The sequence below is a fragment of the Ureibacillus yapensis genome, assembly GCF_003515775.1.
GTDB classification, from domain to species: Bacteria; Bacillota; Bacilli; order Bacillales_A; family Planococcaceae; genus Ureibacillus; species Ureibacillus yapensis.
Window position 1 is genome coordinate 125776 of sequence record NZ_QWEI01000001.1, and the last position, 21137, is coordinate 146912.

Below are 21137 nucleotides of genomic sequence, written 5' to 3' on the forward strand. Positions count from 1 at the left end.
ATAAATTCCCTGTTGTTTGCTCAAACAAGCCACATCAGAACATAGAAGCTGTATATTTCCATTCTGTTGGCTTCACCAAGTTCAAAGAGAACAGAAAAAAGGTCAATTTGGAAACGACAGGTTTTCCAAACTAACCTTTTCATTCTTATACTTTTGCTAAGGCCAACTGCTGGGCAACATCATAAATTAAATCTTCTTGCCCGCCAACCGCTTTTAAACGGCCCAATTCTACTAAAATATCTCGTTCATCGACGCCAAATTTCTGTGCTGCTGCTTGTGTATGCAATAAGAAGCTTGAGTAGACGCCCGAATAGCCCATAATCAGGCTGGAACCGGTAATTTCTTGTGGACGCTGCATAAATGGAGCCACCACTTCATTTGCTACATCCATTATTTTATAAAGGTCGATTCCCGTGTTATATCCAAGCCGCTCCAATACAGCAGCCATGACTTCCGTCTGCGTATTGCCGCTTCCCGCGCCCAGTGCTCTTAAACTACCGTCAATATAAGTTGCCCCAGCTTCCACCGCTGCAATCGTATTGGCCATTGCCATGGACAAATTGTTATGCGCATGGAACCCTATTTCACAACCTATTGATTGTTTTAACGCGGCTATACGAGCCGTCACATCCTGAGGAAGCATATAGCCTGCTGAGTCGGTCACATAAACAATTTCGGCTCCGTAGCTTTCAAACAACTTTGCCTGTTCCACTACTTTTTCCACAGGTGCCATATGGGCCATCATTAAAAAGCCCACTGTTTTTAATCCAAGCTCGCGCCCTAACGCGATATGCTGGGCAGCAACATCCGCTTCCGTTACGTGAGTAGCAACGCGCACCATTTTTGCACCCGCTTTTACCGCTTCCTGCAAATCTTCTTTAATGCCAATGCCAGGAATCAATAAAACCGAAACTTTTGCATTTTGGCATTCTTCTGCTGCCGCTTCAATTAATTTCAATTCATCTACTTTCGATAAACCGTATTGCAAAGATGAACCGCCCAATCCATCACCATGTGATACCTCGAAATAACTAACGCCTGCATCGTCCAAACCTCTGGCTGTTGCCCGTACTTGCTCTACCGTGAAGGAATGCTGCATGGCATGGCTTCCATCTCTTAATGATACATCCAATATCTCAAATGATCGTCCCAATTTTTGCACCTCCTAAACACTCGCAGTGATTAATTGTTTTGCCAGTTCGTTTGCTACTTTTGCAGCTGCCGCCGTCATAATATCCAGGTTTCCGGAATAAGGAGGGAAATAATCTCCTGCCCCCTCCACTTCCAGGAATATTGATACTTTTCGTCCGTCAAATTGTGGTATTCCTCTTAAACGATAACCTGGAACATACTGTTGAACTTCATTGACCATCTCGTCAACTGAAACGATAATTTCCTCTTCTTTTCCTTCTTCCGCCACTAGTGCATGTACGGTATCGCGCATAATGATTGGAGGCTCCGCCGGATTGAGGATGATGATCGCCTTTCCTTTTTGAGCTCCTCCTACCACTTCAATGGCCTTTGCCGTTGTACGGGTAAATTCATCGATATTCGCACGGGTACCCGGTCCTGCACTTAAACTTGCGACCGTTGCCACAATTTCCGCATATTCAACCTCTACAACCCTTGAAATTGCCTTTACCATTGGAATCGTCGCTTGGCCGCCGCATGTGACCATATTTAGATTATTTTTATCGAAATGTTCAGTTAAATTAACCGGTGGCACAGTGAAAGGACCAATGGCTGCCGGCGTTAAATCAATCACCTTTTTTCCTGCTGCCGTTAATAAATCACTATGTTTCTTATGCGCATACGCTGATGTTGCATCAAATACAATATCCACTAAATCCAGCTGCTCCATAAGACCGTCAATCCCATTGGCAATAGCCGTATAACCTCGATCAGCCGCGCGCTTTAAACCATCCGATTCCGGGTCAATCCCTACCATGACACTCATTTGAAGATGTTCGCTGCGCTCGATTTTATACATCAAATCTGTTCCAATATTACCGGAACCAATAATGCCTACTTTACATTTTTTCACTTGACGACACCTACTTTCGCAAAAGAAGCTGAAACCTTGCCTAATGCACCAAAGTCGGCTTCATAATAATCACCATCCACGACATCCACCGCTCTAGACAAGGCGCCGGCTAAAACAAATTGCCCTTTTTTCAGAGAAATATCATATTTGGACAATTCGTTCGCTAACCAGACAACTGCATTTGCCGGATTTCCCAATACAGCTTCTCCGGTTGCTGTATCAAAAAGTTCCTCATTTTTATAGGCCCTCATTTCAACTGAAGCAAGGTCCACTTCACCGATAGCCGTCTTTTTGTCCCCTAAAATCGCCCCGGCACTTGAGCCATTATCCGCAACTGTATCTTCAAATTTGATTTTCCAATCTTTTATGCGGCTATCGATTATTTCGATGGCAGGAACAACATAATCCGTAGCTTTATAAACATCTTCAAGCGTGACATTCGGCCCGTTCAAATCTTCTTTTAAAACAAAGGCAATTTCAAATTCCACTCTCGGATGAATAAATTGCGATGGATCTACCGGTTGATTTTCATCAAAGACCATGGTATCCAAAATGTGGCCGTAATCCGGCGTATACACATTCAGCATTTCCTGCATCGCTTTACTCGTTAACCCAATTTTCATCCCTTTCACTGTTGCTCCCTGATCCAACTTACTTTGGATGACCTGTAGTTGAATACCGTAAGCATCATCTGCAGTGATCTGCTCATGTGTGGAAGTGAAAGGCGAAATTGCCTCTTTCGTTTTTTCAGCTACTAACAGTGCATTTGCTGCCGCTTGAATATCCATCCTATACACTCCCCTGACCTAGACAGTTTCCAATTTATTTTCAACCAATTCCCGGTACTTGCCACTAAAGAAGATTAATGGCTCCCCTTCAGTTACTCTAATATCCAGCACTCTTCCGATAAATAACGTATGATCGCCCTCGACATGCTCGGAAACAACTTCACAGCTTACTTGTGCAAGTGCACCCGGCAAAACCGGCAATCCTGCCAACTCTTCAAATTCAATTGAAATTTCATCTTTTAACTGACCGGCAAATGCCATGCTATAATCCTTTTGATGACTAGCTAAAATGTTCACCGCAAACTTTTTGCTGTTTTGCAGTTTTGGCAAAAAACGTGCTTTATGACCAATTGAAACCACGACTAGCTTTGGATCAAGCGACACCGACATAAAAGCATTGGCCGTCATACCAAAAGCTTCATCTTCATGTTTCGTTGTTACCACGGTTACACCCGTTGCAAATTTCCCCATGGCATCCCGAAATAAACGATCATCCATTATGAACCCTCCTTGTTAGATAAGCGCAAGCGCCCTGCTTAGCTCCGCGACGGCAATAACACAACTTCCTATCGTGTTGCCATCATATCGAGGGGCTGGGCGGCTTGCGCTAGACATTATTCAAAAGTTTATACTTGCTTTCCTAAAAAATTAGCTCCTGATAAATTTTTTGTCGTCGTACACCTTGATGGTAGGATTGTTTTCCGGCTTTGTATCCACCTGGTCGCCCCAGTAGGTAAATCCAATATCCATCTCATCGATTCCCCACACAATCGGCTCCCAGTCCGGTTCAAAAATTAAGTAGCCATTCGTAAACAACTCTAATCTAACGCCGCTGCCAGGGTCTATCGCGTAGATATACATTGCTTGGGAGATTCCGTGTTTACCTGGGCCTTTAAAGAAAATGCCATTTTCTTTTAAAATATCAGCGGCACGGAGTAAATCCTGTGAATTATCCAACCAATACGATACATGATGGATTTCCTGTGTAGATGCAGCAAAAGGATCGTGACTGATGGCAATATCGTGGACAAGTGGCGTTACACTTAACCAAGCTCCCACTAAATTTCCGTCTGGCGTTTGTACACATTCACGCAGGTTGAATCCTAAGTGTTCTTGCAAAAAATCCGATAAATCATTCGCAAGCAATGAAGTCAAGATGTTGACATGATCAATTCTTCGAGGCGATACACCGCGCGTCCAGGATTTATGGGATTGATTTTTCAAGACAGAGCGTGTTTCCGGGGAAGCCAACGTTTTTTCCATCTGGAAGTATATTTCAAATGTATGGCCGCTTGGCAACTCAAAGCGGAACGCCTTCCCCTGGCCAGCTTCAGTACCTTCTTCGACCCAGCGTACCTCAATTCCTTCCTGATCTAGATTTTTTGCAAAGAGCTCAACATCTTCCGCTCTTTTTGTACGCCAAGCAATATGATCGACGTGTGACTCTTCTCCTTGACGAAGTGTCATGGTATGGTGTTCAAAATCTCCCCAAGCGCGTAAATAATGCACCCCATCTTTTACTTCTGTTTCTTCCAACCCAACGACTTCTTTAAAGAACCATAGCGATTTTTCCAAATCCTTTGATACTAAGCCAAAGTGCCCTAATTTTGATATTTCCGGTTTTTGTACAACATTGCTCATCCAAAATCCCCCCTAATTTTTCCCTATTAAAATTATGAATAATTATACAAAATACGTATTTGGTTCCATGCCGCACATTACGCGGCCATATGTCTCTACTAAACTTGAAGGTGTGATAAACCCATGCAAATGCATGGATAGGAAATCACGATAGAATAATTGGAACAAATTATTGTTGTATGAGAAAATCGACCCTGCTCCGGCAGTCATTAAATCGATTGCTTCTTTACAAAGCTGATTCACGTAACCAAAGTCTGCCTTCACTTTAATGCCTTCCTGAAGAGTCAGTTTTTGGCCTTTTATCGAATAGTCGTCCAGCAAATCTACTGCACGGTGCAATAAGAGTTCAGCCAAGTCAATTTTCAGTTGAGATTCTGCGACTTGCAGATGCGTTACTGGCGCTTCATTCATTTTCGTATAGAATGTGTTGCCAATGCCTGCTTTTTGAACACGCTCCATGTGTAAATCCATGGCCCCTTTTGTAATTCCCAAAGCAGGTGCCACAATCGATAAAGTTAGTGAAGGAACAAATGGCGTTTGATAAAGAGGAACATTTTTAAGCTCTTCAATCATGTAGTAGCCTTGATTTGCTAGTCGATCCAGGGATACACGATGTTCGGGAACAAAGACCTTTTCCAAACGCACGCTGTTGCTTCCGGAACCTCGCAAGCCCATTACGTTCCAGTCGTTTAAAACAATGGCGTCTTCTTTAGGCACTACCATGATGGCCATCTCTATTCCACCATTTCCATCTTCCAGTGGGAATCCAAAATATAGCCAATCTGCATGGGGGCTACCCGACACAAAAGGCCATTGTGCCTCTTCGATTAAATAGCCGCCCTCTACTTTTTTCATTTCAAATTTAATAGGCTTGAAGTTGCCGGCCAAGATGACATCGCGATCATGATTTGGCCCAAAAATATCATCCAATGCTTGGCGTCCAAAAGCATAGGAAATCATATAATCTCGAATATTGCTTAAGGCTACAAACCAGCCTGCAGACCCATTGCCCCTAGCAATGGCAGTGACTACCTCGATATACGTTCTCATATCGGTTTGGTAGCCTCCAAACATTTCGGGACGCAAGACTTTCAGCAACCCTTCCGATCGTAATTTATCAACAATTTCTTGCGGCAATTCACTTTTTTGATCGATCTTCAATCCACTTTCTCTTAGCATGGCAATTAGGCCGTTTGCTCGTTCCACCAGCAATTTTCTTGTATCAATCAACGTTTGTTCCATTCACCCACACCCCTTTGTGTTTTTAAAGAACTGGACTTACTGTTTTTGATTTTTCGAAGAAGTCTTTTGTTAATTTTAGGAATTGCTCCTGTTGCTCAATTTGCGCCCAATGCCCACAACGTTTAAATACATGAAGCTCAGCATTTTCCAAATAATCAAGCACATATAAACTGCTTGCTAATGGTACGAATCGATCTTGGTGGCCATGGATCAATAAAAAGTCGTTTTTCATTCGTTTTAAAGCTGAAGGGGGAATTAACATATCACTCAGATGAGTCTTCGTAAAATTCTCTTCGTAAGACTTGCGGACTTCCGGACGATTGAATAACTCCATGCGCGCTGCTACAATTTCATCCAACTTTTCTTCCATGCCAGTCAAATCATACAAGAACCAACTTAATAGATTCCTGAAAGCTTTCGGTGTAGGATCTTTGTGGAAGTTTGCCAATTTTGCCAACTCTGGCGTTGGCTCAGTTAATCCGCCGCCCGCTCCCATCAAAACAATACGTTCAAACTTCTCTGGACTGTCCATTACCAGGTAAAGAGCAATAACTCCGCCAAGCGAGTTTCCAACCAAGTTAGCCTTTTTGATTTCCAATACATCCATTAAATCTAGGACCTGCTGTATGCGCAGGTTCATCCATTCTGCTCCGTTTGCAGGGTATTCTGTTGGATGGTCCGTTTCACCGAAACCTACTAAATCAATCGCGAGAACATGGAATTGATCAACGTATTGAGGCAATACATCTTTCCAATTTGAATTGGCGCTTGCTCCAGGACCGCTGCCATGCAAAAAGAGGATCGTTTCCTCGTTGTGTGCCCCGCCCTCGTGAAGCAAAGTTTCATAGTTTCCTGTTTTCACTTTTCTTGTAATGATTGACAATACAAACACCCCTTATTTGAATTGAAATTTCATTTACTCTTCAAGATTTGCCTTAATTGCAGTTTTACGCACGTTTGCCTAATGTCTGCAGTTATCTATCGGCAAAGCTTAAACCTTAACTACTTTCGCAAGATTATTCTCTCTTTCTGCAAGAATAAGCGCTTTCAATACTTAAACAAAGTTTATATTCAATATTTTAAATAATCAATATTTTTTGGAAAATAGGTAAATTCTTTCCTAAACGCATGTTGTTTTTAGTAAATTTATTACGGAAAAATGCAATAAAAAAGATGATTCCACAAGCTTTCTGGAATCACCTAATTTCTAATTCTATTAAATTATATGATTATAATTTGTTCTTTAAAAAATCACCCGTACGTTGGTATACATCTTTATATTCCTCAAGATGAGTCCATTTGCCCAAAAATCCGTGCGTAACCCCTTCATATCTTTTTAATTCAACGGGAACGCCCGATTTTCGAAGGTTTTCAGCAAATAGTTCTCCTTCGTCACGCATTGGATCATATTCCGCCGTGATGACCAAGGCTTCAGGAAGGTTTTCCAAATTTCCCTCACGGATTGGGGACACCAACGGATTATTCGGGTCTACGCCTCCAGCTAAATAGAAGGAGTTAAATTCTGGCAACACTGCCGTTTCCACAAAGTATCCTTTGGCATTATCCGTTAAAGAAGGGTAGCGCAATTCACTTAAATCAAGATCCAGTGAAGGATAGAACAAAACTTGCTTCGTAATCGAAAATTCTTTCTTTTCACGGGCCATCATGGAAACGACAGCAGCCAAGTTTCCGCCGGCACTATCCCCGGCAACGGCAAGGTTCTTTCCATCCCATTTTAGTTCATCCTTATGTTCCGTCACCCATTTTGCTACGTTATAGCCATCATGAATCTGGGCTGGAAACGGATGTTCAGGCGCTAGACGGTAACCTACGGAAATTACTTTGTATCCGGATTCTTTGCAAAGCGGCCGAACTACTTCATCGTAACTTTCCAAATTTCCTGAAAAGAATGCTCCACCATGGAAATACAGCAAAATCGGATATTCCTCCGCTTCCTCAGCCGTATAAATTCTTACAGGCACATCACTTTCCGCTGTTGGAATAGTTGTTTCTTCCACAGCATGTACTCTAACACGTTGTTCCACCGGCAAAATCGGAACATCGGATTTCCGGAATTCTTCAGGAATGATTTTAAAAGATGCTGGATCAGTTAGCGGTATTAAATCTAGTACTTTCTTAATCTCGGGATGTACAGACACCTGCAATAACCTCCTTAAAATGAAATACTAATTATGCGAATTTTGTTGCTTAAATCAAATGCGCCTTGGCGTATTTGTGTCAAGATTTTATCGAGCCTGCTCGATAAACTTCCTTTGAAAATCTTTGACACCCGCCGGAGGCTTAACTTTATTCTGCTGAATAAAGTTAGATTTTTTGGTGAATAAGAAAAACTTTTCAGTAATTGAGTCGATATTCCCCAAATTTATATCAAGCTATGTTAAAATCAAATTGCGAATGAAATGTACTCGAGTATATTTTTCTTTTAATAATGATTATTTTCCAACTTCAAGGTGTTCTTTTTCCGGGAACGCTGTTTTCGCTTGTTCAGTTGGGAATAATCGCGATAAATTTTGGTATAGTTTTGTAATCGGTTTGCGTTGTTCTTCATAACTTTTAAGAGCTTCTGCGACTGTTGATTTCCCTTCAGCTACTTCTCCCAAAACATCAGCCAACACATCTGCATCTTGAATGGCCATATTCGCTCCTTGACCTTGGTTGTGAAGCATAGCATGAGCAGCGTCGCCAATCACAGTGATTGTTTTTGTGCTCCATACATCAAATGGCTCAAGATCGCTTAATGGACGGGATACTATTTTATTCATATCAATATTTTCGATAATTTTTTGCAATGTTGGGCCAAAGCCTTTAATGCCTTCCAATAGTTGTTCCTTAGTATAAACTGGACGCAATTCGTTTTCACCCGGTATTGTAATGTCTACAGATACTTGGCGGCGTCCATTCAACAGCGGCAATAAATAGTAAGAATTATCGCCATCTACATAAATACGCAACGTGTTATCTTCACAAGCCATACCTAGTGCATCGTCAAATGGAACTAGGGCGCGATGAGCTACGTAACCGGAAAATACAGGTTCTTTTTTCCCCAATACTTTGTCGCGAACCGGCGAGCGAATGCCATCAGCTGCGATTAATACATCGACTTCAATTTTTTTGCCGTTAGCAAATGTTACTTCAACTGTCTCATCCTTTTCTTCTACATCAACCAACCGATGATCCAAGTGCAGCTGATCAGCCGGAATTTGAGCCGTTAAACTGTCCAACAGGTCAGCACGATGAATTAAACGCGGGAATCTTTCTGTTGGATCCGTTAAGATTGGCCAATTCTCCTCGATAATTACGTTGTCCTCACCCGCAATAATCTGCATTCTAGGACTCTCGCAAGTTACTTTATCAAATTCTTCAAAAATGCCCCACTTTTTTATCGCGCGAATGGATGGCTGGCGAATGCCGATGCCGGCACCCACTTCCCCTAAAACAGGCGCTTGCTCATATACGTCTGCACGAATCCCTTTTGCTTTTAGTGCTACTGCTGCTGAAGCTCCCGCAATCCCGCTTCCGATAATTGCTACTCTTAAAGATTTTGCTGCCATAAATTTCTCCCCTTACACTTTATAATTTTGAAAAAATTTATTTAACAATCAATAAAGATTGATTCGTTACAAAGATGTTCAAACTAAAATAGACGGAATACTCAGAAAATAGATTGCTTAAAAATGGCTACTTTTGGCTACTTAGGCTGTGTGGCCAGCACAGTAAACCGTATTTTAACGATTCACTGTGAATGCCAACTTATATTCATCCGCTATATGGACTGCTCTGCGCCATCCAATTACTTGATCGTTTCGTGTATAAAGTTTTGTTTCCATTACCAGCACGGGATCTCCAACGGCAATTCCCAACTTTTCAGCATCTTCGCTAGTAGCCGCAAATGCGTAAATTTGGTGATCACCTCTGGCAATGTAAGTCCCCTGATCTCTTTGCAACAGAACAAAGACACTTTCAACTTCCTCAAGCTCTTTTTTGGATGGATGGAAATCATCCGAAACATGCAAGTATGTCTGAGTCCATCCAAGCGGATTTTCTTTTAATAGGATCAAGCGGGAAACCCGTAAAACCATCTCTTCCGGGCTAATTCGCAAACTAGAACAAAGATGCTCTGGCGGAAAGACACGCTCCACTCCCAGAATGTTCGAATGGCAGTCAATTCCCTGTTCACGAAGAAAAGGAACTAATCCACCCAGCTCTAAACCAAGCGGGTGAACAGGCATTTCCTGAACGGGAAAAGTGCCCTTTGCTCGCTCACGATATACATAACCTTCGTTTGCAAGTTCCTTTAACGCTTGACGGATTGGAGCCCTGCTTACGCGGAAACGTTCAACCAGTTCCTGCTCTGTACTAAAAGGACGCCCTTTTTCTCCGGCAACCTCACGCAATTCTTGTATCAAGATTTCCTTGATTTGTTTATATAGTGGGATTGCCGAGCTGCGATCTATTGTGAGTTTTTTCGTCTGCATAGTTATCTCCTAACCCCTTACTGTTGCTAAACGCAATTTTAACGGTGCCGCTGTGTGCTCTTGAACATATTCAAACGTCACATTCGGAGCAAGTTCCGTAACGACAAGACCGTCTTCGGTCACCGCAATAACAGCAAGATTCGTGTAAATTCGGTCAACGCAATTTTTTGCAGTTAGTGGATAAGAACATTCTTCCACTATTTTTGCTTCTCCTTTTTTGGTCGTATGCTGCATGAATAAAAATACTCGTTTGCTGCCAACCGTCAGGTCCATCGCTCCGCCGACACGGCCAAGCGTTGCATTCGGAAGTTTCCAGCTCGCTAAATCGCCAAATTGAGACACTTGGAACGCTCCAAGAATTGCTGCATCCAGATGGCCACCGCGAATCATGGCAAATGAATCGGCTTGGGAGAAGTACGAACCGCCCGGCACTAACGTGATTGGTTCTTTTCCTGCATTTACCAAGTCAGGATCTTCTTCACCCGGTGCAGGTTTTGGTCCCAATCCAAGAAGTCCATTTTCACTATGAAAAATAATTTCTTTGCCTTCCGGAATATAATCAGCCACCAATGTAGGCAAGCCAATTCCAAGGTTTACAAACCAGCCATCCTCCAAGTCGGAAGCTACGCGAGATGCTAATTCAGGCATCGTCCAACCCATTGCTTGTTGTTCATTACTCATGTACTAGCACCTTCCCTTCCTCATGGGCTTCCACTTGTACCAAACGTTGTACAAATACACTTGGGGTAACGATTTCTTCCGGATCGATTTCGCCGATTTTAACAATTTCATTGACTTCAGCAATCGTGATTTTCGCTGCTGTCGCCATTACCGGGTTAAAGTTGCGCATTGTTTTACGATACACAAGATTCCCCCAACGATCTGCTTTTGAAGCCTTGATAAAAGCATAATCACCTACAATTGCCTGTTCCAATAAGTGTAAGCGGCCATTAAATTCGCGCGTCTCTTTTCCTTCACCAAGCTCGGTATGGGCTCCTGTCGGGGTGTAAAATGCCGGGATTCCCGCACCGCCTGCACGAATGCGCTCTGCCAAAGTACCTTGTGGAACAATTTCCAATTCGATTGTTCCTTTTTGCAATCGTTCAACTAAGTCATCGGCATGCGGTCCAACCGGGAATGAGCAAATGATCTTGCTTACCTGGTTGTTGCTTATAAGGGCTGCTACCCCATCACTAACCGCACCGATATTGTTCGATACTACGGTTAAATCTTTGGCGCCTTGTTCAGCAAGCGCTGCCACAAGATGTGAAGGAAGCCCGCTTCCTCCAAACCCTCCAACCAGCAAGGTTGCACCATCTTGCATATCAGAAACCGCTTGTACTGCACTTTCAAACTTTTTCTCGATCATGAAGATATCTCCTTTCTACAAATCCACCTTGGCGCATTTATTGCTGTCATATTTAAGCAATTATATATATCGACCGCCAAATAGTTCTTCTTTATAACCATTCATTGTGACAAAGAATGCGCAAGGTAAATTTCTTGGGTCTCCTGTATAGCCAATTTCTTCAGCCACGGAAGCAAAAGGTCCATACAGTTCGTGTTGATCGTTTGGAGCTCCATCTTTCCAATGACGCTTTACGATGTCCTGCAACTTTGCATCCATGTCAAGGCTCGCTTGCAACACGGCAGACGTTTCGTCACCTTCGATTTGGGCATTTTGAAGTTCACCTTGCTTATTGCGGAATGGATGTCCCAAGTACAATCGTTTCGGACGAATATCCAGTAATTTCTGTAAACTTCCACGATAACGAATCGGGTTTTCAATTGTCGGCAAACCACCCAACCCGCCATACATTTGCACAGCATCTGCTGCGAAAGCCCAACCCAGCTCCTCCAATAAAAAAGTGACGGAGCCAATCGAATGACCTGGTGTTTCTATCACCTTTAAAATAATACCCCCGCCTAAATCGATGGTGTCGCCTTCTACTAATTCAAGAGCAGGCTCGAGATTATCTCCTATATCACCTTTTAAAATGGCAATATGCTTTTGCTGGATAGATGCATCATGAATGTATTGGCCCTGAAGCGCTTTATAATCCAAAATCTGTTCATCACGGTTCCGCAAAAGCCGCGCTTCTTTTTTGGGAATTGCAACTTTTGCTCGCTGCCCTGTTTTTTCCCATACAGCATAAGCTCCACCTAGATGGTCAACATGTCCATGTGTTAATAAAATCCAGCGAATGTCTTCTATTTTGATCCCATGCTCCGCTAATACCGGCTCTATGTCAGCAGCAGCGGAAGCATTTACGCCAGTATCGATAATTGCCGGTTCGGGGGCATCAATATAATAAGCGAAAGCGGATACCGGACCAAATTTACATTCAATCGGAATAACCCTTACTGAATTTTCCATTTGCATCCCTCCTTAATTGGTTGAAGTTGATGAGCGCAGGAGTCCGGACTTATTTCTTATTTAAAACATTATGCTTTTTTGGAATAAATGGCAATACCAAACGTGATGGATGATCCTTGTCACGGTAAATTTTATGTGTTGTTGCACGGCCACTCGGCAAATGGTAACTATCCGGCGGCAATAATTTTGCATCCTCCCCGTCCAGCGGTTCATTGCATGCTAATTCCAGTTCGATTCGATGTGCTGGTTTAAGCAGGAACGAGAAGGGATACAGTCGAATCGCATACTCATTAATTTCACCCGGCACCACTGGAATCGCCCGGTTATGCGGATGCCATGGCTCACCGTATGTTGATTTTTCTTCATTCAGCTCGCGATGAGATGCTTTTAAATAACCCGACGTCATTAATGTACGGCTTCCATTTGGTGCAACGTCGTATAACTTTGCGATAAAGTTCGTGTCATCCGTATCAATTTCAGCAAATAAATATAGTGCACCTGTGCCTGTGAACTCAGCAGGTTCACGAAATTGATCGGTCGTCCATTTGATCTTTTCGGAAGTTGTCGTCACCGTTAATGGCGCTTGATAGAATCCATCAGGATGCGCGAATTCTGCCGATAAAGGCTCCGGTTTTTCACTGATTTTATGTCTTGGACGCAAATAGAAATCTTTCTTTTCTTCATATGGCAACGGCCAGTGCTCTTCTTTACGCCATTCATAAGAACCTTCAACCGAGAATTGAACAGCCGGCTCATTCATGATGCCTGTATCAATTCCTTTTAACCAGTAATCATACCAGCGGAACATTTCATCATGGCATTCATGGAATGGGCGCTCCAGCATAGGCGGCAACGCTTGAATATCCATTTTCTTAATATCGCATCCTAAATGGTGGAACATTTTGATTGTTCCTTCAACGTTCCAGCCACGACCCCATTTTGCTTGTAAATATGTTGGAATTTTTACTTTATGGGCAACATCCATGGCATGCCCTTCTTGCCAGAACGGACCATCCAATGGATTTAATAAATAATCCATCCATAGTTCGTGGCGATCTTGATAGTGAAGAAGATGAACGAAATCCGACCAATGGGCAATATCCGGATCGTTTAATCGTTCCAATGTTTTTTCTTTTAGCTCTTCAGGTGTAAATACTTTTGAGCTTTTGCTCGCTACATTATTGAATGCGTTTCCGCTGTCTCCACCGCGTCCTTCACGTGAAGCGCGAGGCATTAGCCACATAATTCCGCCATGGTAGCAAAGCTCGTAAAGATCAAAGTGGCCTCCATTCACGAATAGCGCTTTTAAATGAGGCGGTTGTTCCGCTGCACCTAAAATTTGAACGGACGCAAAGTATGAAATACCGATCATGCCAATATTTCCATCACACCACTCTTGCTCGGCCAACCATTCCACGAGGTCATAAATATCTTTGCCATCGCCATGCCCGCCAGAGTTATAGTTTCCGCACATCTGGCCTTCCGATCCGCCAGTACCACGAACATCAGCAATGATGTGGGCATAGCCCCGCGACACGACTTCACGAATATCGCCTGCTTCAATCGCACCGTTCCAAAGGTGGCTTGGACGAGCTTGTGGAGGCAATGTTAAACTTTGCGCTTGCAGTTCTTTACCATATGGACTAAGAGCCAGCAAAGCAGGAACCTTTTCTGTCCCTTCCGGACGGTAAATATCTGCTGCGATATGCACGCCATCCCGCATTTTAATGCGTACATCTTTCGTGATAATCATCCCAATTCCACTCCTGTTCTATGTTCCGTTCATCATCTATAGTCTGTATGCCATTCAAACAAACGGCAATAATCTATCAATTTAAAAGATAAAGAAAATTTGTGATAAAGTAGGTTGGCTAATCACTTTCAATCGGTGTAAAGCAAGCTATGAATGAACCTGGATTTTCTTGATTTCCACTTTGCTTAAAGACCACTTTTACTTTTTGGTCAATACGAATCTCATCTAAATCACAGTCCACAATATTCGTCATCATTCTAGGTCCTTCATCGAGTTCAACAAAAGCGATTGCATACGGTTTTCCATGCCGCATTACGCTATAAGTGTAAATGTGCCCGGTTCCCTTTGCTTCGAACCAGCTTGTTTTGTCACTGTGGCAGTGTGGACAAATCACACGTGGATAATAGTGGAATTCTCCGCATGAAGCGCATTTTTTTATTAGTAATTTTCCTTCTACGGCTGCATCCCAATACTCTTTATGTTCTGGATGAACTTCAGGGATTGTCATTATTCTATCTTGATAGATCGTTCCCATGATTTACACCCTTTCCAAAATTAAAGTAGCACTGCCATGTCTGCTTGAAAGCCCTCCACCAGTTCCGTGAACCAGCGCTAGATCGCAGTTTTTCACCTGAACTTCAGGATTTGTTTCGCCTCGCAGTTGACGCACAGCTTCAATTACTTTTACGATGCCCCCGCGGCTTGCCGGGTGATTATTATTCAACCCACCGCCATCGGTATTGATCGGTAATTTACCAACACCAGAGATTAAGTTTCCATCCGCTACGAACTTTCCGCCCTGTCCTTTTTCACAAAACCCTAGATCTTCTAGCTGCATCAATACAGTAATCGTAAAACTATCGTAGATGGATGCATATTTAATATCTTGCGGGGTAACCCCTGCTTCCTCGAACGCTTTTGGTCCCGACCAAACCGCACCCGAATATGTAAGATTGGTTTTTCCACCCTGCAATCCTTTTGGTGCTTCACCGGCACCCATTACCCGAACGAGTGGACGATTTAAATTTTTTGCAATATCGGGATGAACAACAACCAACGCTCCTCCGCCATCACTTACCACACAGCAATCCAATCGATGCAATGGATCGGCAATCATTGGAGATGCAAGCACTTCTTCAACCGTCACTACATCGCGAAGCATGGCATTCGGGTTGTACTGCGCGTGATGCGAAGCTGCAACTTTGATCCATGCCAGTTGCTCGCTCGTTGTTCCGTAATCATGCATATGGCGCATTGCTGCCATCGCATATTCATTTACGGCAGTTGGACCATAGGGAATTTCGAACGGGGTATCCGGTACGTTTGCTGCAACGATTTTTTGCTTTACCCCGCTGCGTCCTTCTGAACGCGGGCGACCTCCCATAGTGATCAATGCCACTCTGCATTTACCAGCGGCAATGGCCTGAGCCGCGTGAGAGACATGGGCAATGTAGGAAGAGCCGCCAATATCGGTCCCATCCAAATGACGCACCTTTAAACCAAGGTACTCAACCATTGATAACACGCCGCCTGGTGCATCGCCTGCACAGAAATAGCCATCTACATCGCCAAAAGTCAACCCCGCGTCAGCCAGTGCACCTCTAGCACACTCGGCATGTATTGCAGCAACTGAAAGATCTGGCGCCTTGCGTAATGGATGCTCAAATGCGCCGGCAATATAAGCTGCTCCTTTAATGCTCATCTTGCATAACCTCCATTCAAAAATTTCCGTTTTCGAGTAACCACATGAATGAATTTAATGGTATAGCAGAGTTTCAATTTGAAAGTCTGCTATTCTTTTACCTTGCTGTTACTGCCTCTCTAATCGGACGAGGTTCTTGCATCGTTAAAATTTTTGCTGGAGTGTGAATCAATAATTGCTCAAATACTTCTTCACCAACGCCCGCTTTTCGTAAATCCGGAATAAACTCTTCAAATAAGTAGTTGACTGAATGTCCTTTTAATCCCGGCCATCCTAGCGCACAGCAATTCGCATCGGCTGAAATTACAGCACGGTCCAGGAATCCTTTTTCAAGGAAACGAAGGAAATGTTCAACTCGGTCCTGGCGAGGACGAGACCAATAAGGTGCACCCTCTACTTCGCTGTCATAGCCGATTGTGTCAAATCCTACCCAACCACCAAGTTGAGCAATTTTCGAATCACGAGCTTCATCTAAATATGAACCATCATCGGCATGTCCAAAAAGGATACGATTCAGAGGCAGCCCTTCCTCATTGAAAATATCAATGGCAGTGTCTGCATCTACGCATAAATGCGTAATAATCGGAGCACCTGTTTTTAAAGATGCACGCGCTGCTGCACGGTAGATCTTTTTATCCAATTCATTTAACTTTCCGCCACGGCTAACCCCTACTTTAATGGCACCGGCTTTTGCATCAGTACCGTCGATTCCTACCGTAATTTCATGTACAAACAAATCCGTTAAATAGTCGATCGATTTGTTGCGGAAATATGGCAGCGCTGAGTCAGCTGCTACAAATCCTGTAACCGCTACGATATGCACACCTGTTCTTCGTGAAAGTACTTGGAAATACTCAACATCACGACCGTTTCCAATCCCTGTGCAGTCAACGAATGTTTTTCCGCCATGCTCACGGAAGCGGCGCAGCTTTTGCAATGTAACCTCAAAAGCTTCCTCCGGTTTTTTCCACCATTGTGTATCTAAATCGCAACCTGGCAGACCAAATCCAATATGCTCGTGCATCGCCGTAATTCCCAATTCTTCAGTAGGAATCGGACCTAAGACAGTATTAATTTTCCCCATGCTTTTCACTCCTCACGCTAAACTTTGCTAGTGTTTTATTAGTAAGTCTACTTTTCTCTTAATAAGTAACCGGATGATATAATTTGTCCCATTCAAAGTTCCAGCCAGTAATTTTTTCTCTGGCTGCTGGGTCTACCGTTAATACTCTTTGCGGGTTTTCTTCAAGCAGTACGCGAATTTGTTCGTTGGTTACACCAGCCTGGCGCAGCTTTGGTACAAACGAGGATAGCAAATAGTCGAATGCAAGTTCTTTTGCCTCATGTCCTTTTGCTACTCCAACCGCATTTGTTGAGATTAATATACGTTCAACATGTCCCTCGGCAACTAAATCCGCTACCAATCGTGCACGATCTGCATCATTTATATAACCATCGGTAGAAGCCCAGCCAACATGATCCAACGCCACATAGGCTCCGCGCTCCGCAATTTCGTATATTGTTCTGTTTTCTTGAGCTTCGATTCGATCTAGCCCACCGATAATGACACGGTCAGGCGAAATGCCTTCACCTAATATCAGTTCCAATTCACTCACCGCTTCTGATCCAAATTGCACGGAAACCGGCACTCCCGTTGAAAGCGCTGTTAAGGCAGCTCCACGGAATAACCCTTTTTCTACTTCCGTAATGCCTGCTTTACTTGCAGTGGATGTGACAATACCAGCCGAACTCGAGCGTTCAACACGTGGAATGACAATACCTTCTGTTACTTCTTTTGTGAAAAGCCCCGAAAATTGTTCTGCAGACCAAGGTGTTGGCGGATTTTTTTGTGGTGTAACAAAGTAACCACCCAGCAACGATTCTGGCCCCAATCCGGTTGAAGCAATAATGTGGACCCCAGTTGTTCTTGAAAGTGTACGATAAAGTTCTACGTCACGCCCATGAAACATACCGCTACTATCTACAATTGTTTTACCGCCATTTCGACGGAATTCAGTAAGTTTTCTTTTTAAAATTTCAAAAATTTCGCTTTTATCGAGTTTAATTTCAGGAGCATATTGAGCACCTGGGTATACGGAAAGCAATGATTCATGAATCAGTACAACCCCTAATTCCTGGACCGGCACCGGCCCCAGAACCGTTAGTGCCACTGCTGAATTTTTTTCTTGTACATTTTCTAGCATTGTAATACCTCCTATCAATTCATCACTTAATTAATTCTCAAAGCATTTAATGATGCTACCTAACATTCCATAGATACTAGCTAGGTACAATCCTGTTTTACAACACAAAAGACCCATTCGAAAAACCCTCGAATTCCAGCTACATGTGTTCATCGAAAACAATATGATTTCAATCGCTAAAGAAATTCTTTTCTGCTTTAGTCACAAAAACTGCTCTTACTGCAAACGCTTGCGATGTTAAGAAAATATTATAATATTGTTATACCAAAGTCAAACACAATTTCGAATTTTTAGAATATACTAAATTCACTTTTTCATAATTGTATACATTTTTATTTTTCTTAGTAAAAAAGATAAGGTAATAGAGAATTAACTATTGGAGAATATTAAAAAATCCATCAAAATAGACGTCTTTTTGGCTTTATGAACCATTTTACTTGTGCAGGTAATTTTTTAAACATTATTTATTAAATAGGGTAAAAGGTGATTTTTGAGACTCGTCAAGATGGTTTGATTCACCTTTTAGATATTTTAAAATAATAAAAAGATTTTTAAAATTTTTTCGACATATTCCACTTTTTTAAATTGTATGTTCTAATACAGAACGCTTATATTTTACTTATAGGTGGACCTAAACTGAGAGGAGGAAAATAAAAAAAGCAGACGAAATATCTTTCAACTTCGCCTGCACTACATTAAGTTATTTAGTTTTTCTTCGACATAATACTCTTGGCAATATATTCACCGTGAAATCTGCCATTTTCAATGAATATTTCATTCGCATTATTTCCTGCTGCCAGAACTCCGGCAATAAACAAGTTTTCGATATTGGTTTCCATCGTTTCAGGATCAAAGTGGGGTCTTCCAGTTTCTTCGTCTATATTAACCCCCATGGAACGAATTAATCCATGATTGGGATGGTAGCCGGTCATGGCAAAAACAAAGTCGTTTGTAATCACCTTTTCTTCACCTTCCACTAGCAAGACGACCTCGTTTTCACGAATTTCTTTTACCAGCGTATTAAAATGCATGGCAATCTCATCGTTTTTAACCAATGATGCGAATTCAGGCAAAATCCAGGGCTTTACTTTCGGAGAATAGTCGCCTCCACGGTATGCCACGGTTACTCGGGCTTTTGCTTTACGTAATTCAAGGGCAGCATCGACAGCTGAATTTTTTCCGCCAATAACCAGCACATCTGTATCAAAGAAAGGATGTGCCTCTTTAAAGTAATGAAACACCTTTGGCAGGTCTTCTCCCGAAATATCCATATAATTTGGTTGATCATAATAACCCGTTGCAAGAATCACGTAAGGAGTACAATAGACTTCCTTATCGGTTTTCACGGTAAATAGTCCGCTATCTTCTTTGACAACAGATTCGACTTTCTCAAATCGATTGACCTGGATTTCCTTCATTTTCACAACTTCACGATAATAAACGAGCGCTTGATTGCGCCGCGGTTTACGCTCTTCAATCAAGAAAGGAACATCGCCAATCGCCAATTTTTCACTCGAACTAAAGAACGTTTGATGTGTCGGATAATTATAAATTGCGTTCACGACGTTCCCTTTTTCAATCACGATTGGTTTTATCCCGATATTTTGCAATTCAATGGCAGCAGATAATCCACAAGGACCTCCCCCCACGATAATGGCTTCAACATGTTGCATTTATTACATCTCCTTTAGAAAAGCGCAAGCGCCCTGCTTAGCCCCGACAAGCGCTGGAAGGCCCGAATCGAAAGCATCTTTCCAGCTTTCGACCGAGGGACTGAAGCGACCTCGAGGGGCTGGGCGGCTTGCGCTAGACATTATTAGAAAAGCTATGAAAATAGCGGCTTTCGCTATTTTCTTTAGTAAAAAAGAACACCCAGCGTGCTCAACACAATATTAATTCTAGTATAACGCTAAATCTTGAATCAGTTCTATTTTATTGTCCTTCGAAGTTGAGTGTTATGATATGGCATTGAGGTTTTGCACCAAACCTTAGCGGGAAGGCTGTTGTTCCATAGCCATTGCTGATTAAGGTCGGTACTCCCTCCCGAATTGAAAATGAACCATGTGGATGCATCCCGAAAGGTCCCAAGCGAATTTGGCCTCCATGTAAATGTCCCCCCATCATAAGATCCGTCTTATAATTTCTTCGTACCATCCGGAAAACTTCAGGATTATGCGAAACAAACACTACATTTTTTGCACCTTTACATTTCAGAAAAGCATTTTCATAATCCGCATTTTGGGAAGTAGCATCAGCAATTGCACTAATCCAGCATTCGTTTTGAGTTTGCGGAATTAAAATTGCATCATTTTCAATAATGGTTACATTCAACTTATGAAAAAGCTCACGTAAATTCCCTTCCCCTACTTCCCGATCATTGTTTCCCCATACAAAGTATACAGGACCCAGCGTTTTCAATAATTTAATATTTTCTTCAATTCGTGAAAACGGAGTACGTTTATCCGCTAAATCACCGCCAATAATCACGGCATGGATCGGTTGTTCGACAGTATCTATCATTTTTTCATCAATTTTTCTTAGATGCACATCGGAAATAAAAAATAAGGAAATCTGCTCCTGTTTTCCTTGTAAAGGAATGCCATGATGCAGCACATTGTTTTCAAATGCTTCCTTTACCATAAATAAGAACAGTATTATTAGAACAACCAAAACAAAAATAAAAAAACCAAACAAAAGTAAATCCCCTCTCTAATAGAAAAGCACAGGCGCCCCGCTTAGCCCCGACAGATGTTTTTTGTACCGAAAGCGTGCGACAGGTACAAGCGCTGGAGCCTCCGTGATGAAGGCGCTTTTTGCCTTCATCGGAGGAGGCGAAGCGACCTCGAGGGGCTGGGCGCCGGAGCTGGACAATTTGAAAAAGCGAAGAACG

Annotated in this window: 20 protein-coding genes; all 20 read right to left on the minus strand. The window is 42.6% G+C overall.

Annotated elements, in window-relative coordinates; all coding sequences use genetic code 11:
• Nucleotides 1–145: 145 nt before the first annotated feature.
• The 20 genes from dmpG to D1B33_RS00690 all read right to left on the minus strand — a co-directional run bounded on the left by dmpG (nt 146) and on the right by D1B33_RS00690 (nt 20941).
• Entirely contained in the window at nt 146–1153 is a 1008-nt protein-coding gene (gene dmpG, locus D1B33_RS00595) for a 4-hydroxy-2-oxovalerate aldolase (protein WP_118874388.1), read from the minus strand.
• A 12-nt stretch (nt 1154–1165) separates the two neighbouring features.
• Nucleotides 1166–2044: an acetaldehyde dehydrogenase (acetylating) gene (locus D1B33_RS00600; RefSeq protein WP_118874389.1), complete on the minus strand. Its 879-nt coding sequence runs from the start codon at nt 2042–2044 to the stop codon at nt 1166–1168.
• Nucleotides 2041–2832 (minus strand): 2-keto-4-pentenoate hydratase, encoded by a 792-nt coding sequence (locus tag D1B33_RS00605; RefSeq protein WP_118874390.1) that lies wholly within the window; start codon nt 2830–2832, stop codon nt 2041–2043. The genes D1B33_RS00600 and D1B33_RS00605 overlap by 4 nt, the downstream gene beginning before the upstream one ends.
• An 18-nt stretch (nt 2833–2850) precedes the next feature.
• Nucleotides 2851–3330, minus strand: a complete 480-nt coding sequence (locus tag D1B33_RS00610) for a flavin reductase family protein (RefSeq protein ID WP_118874391.1) — start codon at nt 3328–3330, stop codon at nt 2851–2853.
• A 150-nt stretch (nt 3331–3480) separates the two neighbouring features.
• Complete coding sequence (locus D1B33_RS00615) at nt 3481–4473, minus strand: VOC family protein (protein WP_118874392.1); 993 nt, start codon at nt 4471–4473, stop codon at nt 3481–3483.
• 42 nt (nt 4474–4515) lie between these two features.
• Nucleotides 4516–5715: an acyl-CoA dehydrogenase family protein gene (locus D1B33_RS00620; protein ID WP_118874393.1), complete on the minus strand. Its 1200-nt coding sequence runs from the start codon at nt 5713–5715 to the stop codon at nt 4516–4518.
• Nucleotides 5716–5737: 22 nt separating this feature from the next.
• On the minus strand, nt 5738–6598 hold the full coding sequence (locus tag D1B33_RS00625) for an alpha/beta fold hydrolase (RefSeq protein ID WP_118874394.1): 861 nt from the start codon (nt 6596–6598) through the stop codon (nt 5738–5740).
• A 346-nt stretch (nt 6599–6944) separates the two neighbouring features.
• Complete coding sequence (locus tag D1B33_RS00630; protein WP_118874395.1) at nt 6945–7874, minus strand: alpha/beta hydrolase; 930 nt, start codon at nt 7872–7874, stop codon at nt 6945–6947.
• Nucleotides 7875–8168: 294 nt separating this feature from the next.
• Nucleotides 8169–9287, minus strand: coding sequence for an FAD-dependent oxidoreductase (locus tag D1B33_RS00635; protein WP_118874396.1), 1119 nt, complete (start codon nt 9285–9287; stop codon nt 8169–8171).
• Nucleotides 9288–9461: 174 nt separating this feature from the next.
• Nucleotides 9462–10211 (minus strand): GntR family transcriptional regulator, encoded by a 750-nt coding sequence (locus D1B33_RS00640; protein ID WP_118874397.1) that lies wholly within the window; start codon nt 10209–10211, stop codon nt 9462–9464.
• 9 nt (nt 10212–10220) lie between these two features.
• Nucleotides 10221–10871, minus strand: a complete 651-nt coding sequence (locus tag D1B33_RS00645) for a 3-oxoacid CoA-transferase subunit B (RefSeq protein WP_199677345.1) — start codon at nt 10869–10871, stop codon at nt 10221–10223.
• A 13-nt stretch (nt 10872–10884) separates the two neighbouring features.
• A complete protein-coding gene (locus D1B33_RS00650; protein ID WP_118874399.1) occupies nt 10885–11580 on the minus strand; it encodes a 3-oxoacid CoA-transferase subunit A in 696 nt (231 codons plus the stop codon).
• A gap of 60 nt (nt 11581–11640) precedes the next feature.
• On the minus strand, nt 11641–12588 hold the full coding sequence (locus D1B33_RS00655; RefSeq protein WP_158582892.1) for an MBL fold metallo-hydrolase: 948 nt from the start codon (nt 12586–12588) through the stop codon (nt 11641–11643).
• A 49-nt stretch (nt 12589–12637) separates the two neighbouring features.
• Entirely contained in the window at nt 12638–14341 is a 1704-nt protein-coding gene (locus tag D1B33_RS00660; protein ID WP_118874401.1) for a CocE/NonD family hydrolase, read from the minus strand.
• A 118-nt stretch (nt 14342–14459) separates the two neighbouring features.
• Nucleotides 14460–14876, minus strand: coding sequence for a Zn-ribbon domain-containing OB-fold protein (locus tag D1B33_RS00665; RefSeq protein WP_118874402.1), 417 nt, complete (start codon nt 14874–14876; stop codon nt 14460–14462).
• Between the two features lie 3 nt (nt 14877–14879).
• Complete coding sequence (locus D1B33_RS00670) at nt 14880–16043, minus strand: thiolase domain-containing protein (RefSeq protein ID WP_118874403.1); 1164 nt, start codon at nt 16041–16043, stop codon at nt 14880–14882.
• Between the two features lie 97 nt (nt 16044–16140).
• Nucleotides 16141–17127, minus strand: a complete 987-nt coding sequence (locus tag D1B33_RS00675; protein WP_118874404.1) for a phosphotriesterase family protein — start codon at nt 17125–17127, stop codon at nt 16141–16143.
• A 58-nt stretch (nt 17128–17185) separates the two neighbouring features.
• A complete protein-coding gene (locus D1B33_RS00680; RefSeq protein WP_118874405.1) occupies nt 17186–18247 on the minus strand; it encodes a phosphotriesterase family protein in 1062 nt (353 codons plus the stop codon).
• A gap of 704 nt (nt 18248–18951) precedes the next feature.
• Complete coding sequence (locus D1B33_RS00685; RefSeq protein WP_118874406.1) at nt 18952–19920, minus strand: YpdA family putative bacillithiol disulfide reductase; 969 nt, start codon at nt 19918–19920, stop codon at nt 18952–18954.
• A 259-nt stretch (nt 19921–20179) separates the two neighbouring features.
• Nucleotides 20180–20941: a metallophosphoesterase gene (locus D1B33_RS00690; RefSeq protein ID WP_233549351.1), complete on the minus strand. Its 762-nt coding sequence runs from the start codon at nt 20939–20941 to the stop codon at nt 20180–20182.
• Between the last annotated feature and the right edge of the window lie 196 nt (nt 20942–21137).

What these genes read in the sequence shown, in the direction of transcription:
- D1B33_RS00660 (WP_118874401.1), bottom strand. Translation starts at nt 14,341, where the DNA reads ATGATTATCACGAAAGATGTACGCATTAAAATGCGGGATGGCGTGCAT.
- D1B33_RS00670 (WP_118874403.1), bottom strand. Translation starts at nt 16,043, where the DNA reads ATGAGCATTAAAGGAGCAGCTTATATTGCCGGCGCATTTGAGCATCCA.
- D1B33_RS00610 (WP_118874391.1), bottom strand. Translation starts at nt 3,330, where the DNA reads ATGGATGATCGTTTATTTCGGGATGCCATGGGGAAATTTGCAACGGGT.
- D1B33_RS00650 (WP_118874399.1), bottom strand. Translation starts at nt 11,580, where the DNA reads ATGATCGAGAAAAAGTTTGAAAGTGCAGTACAAGCGGTTTCTGATATG.
- D1B33_RS00615 (WP_118874392.1), bottom strand. Translation starts at nt 4,473, where the DNA reads ATGAGCAATGTTGTACAAAAACCGGAAATATCAAAATTAGGGCACTTT.
- D1B33_RS00605 (WP_118874390.1), bottom strand. Translation starts at nt 2,832, where the DNA reads ATGGATATTCAAGCGGCAGCAAATGCACTGTTAGTAGCTGAAAAAACG.
- D1B33_RS00685 (WP_118874406.1), bottom strand. Translation starts at nt 19,920, where the DNA reads ATGCAACATGTTGAAGCCATTATCGTGGGGGGAGGTCCTTGTGGATTA.
- D1B33_RS00680 (WP_118874405.1), bottom strand. Translation starts at nt 18,247, where the DNA reads ATGCTAGAAAATGTACAAGAAAAAAATTCAGCAGTGGCACTAACGGTT.
- D1B33_RS00645 (WP_199677345.1), bottom strand. Translation starts at nt 10,871, where the DNA reads ATGGGTTGGACGATGCCTGAATTAGCATCTCGCGTAGCTTCCGACTTG.
- D1B33_RS00665 (WP_118874402.1), bottom strand. Translation starts at nt 14,876, where the DNA reads ATGGGAACGATCTATCAAGATAGAATAATGACAATCCCTGAAGTTCAT.
- D1B33_RS00635 (WP_118874396.1), bottom strand. Translation starts at nt 9,287, where the DNA reads ATGGCAGCAAAATCTTTAAGAGTAGCAATTATCGGAAGCGGGATTGCG.
- D1B33_RS00620 (WP_118874393.1), bottom strand. Translation starts at nt 5,715, where the DNA reads ATGGAACAAACGTTGATTGATACAAGAAAATTGCTGGTGGAACGAGCA.
- D1B33_RS00655 (WP_158582892.1), bottom strand. Translation starts at nt 12,588, where the DNA reads ATGGAAAATTCAGTAAGGGTTATTCCGATTGAATGTAAATTTGGTCCG.
- D1B33_RS00640 (WP_118874397.1), bottom strand. Translation starts at nt 10,211, where the DNA reads ATGCAGACGAAAAAACTCACAATAGATCGCAGCTCGGCAATCCCACTA.
- D1B33_RS00675 (WP_118874404.1), bottom strand. Translation starts at nt 17,127, where the DNA reads ATGGGGAAAATTAATACTGTCTTAGGTCCGATTCCTACTGAAGAATTG.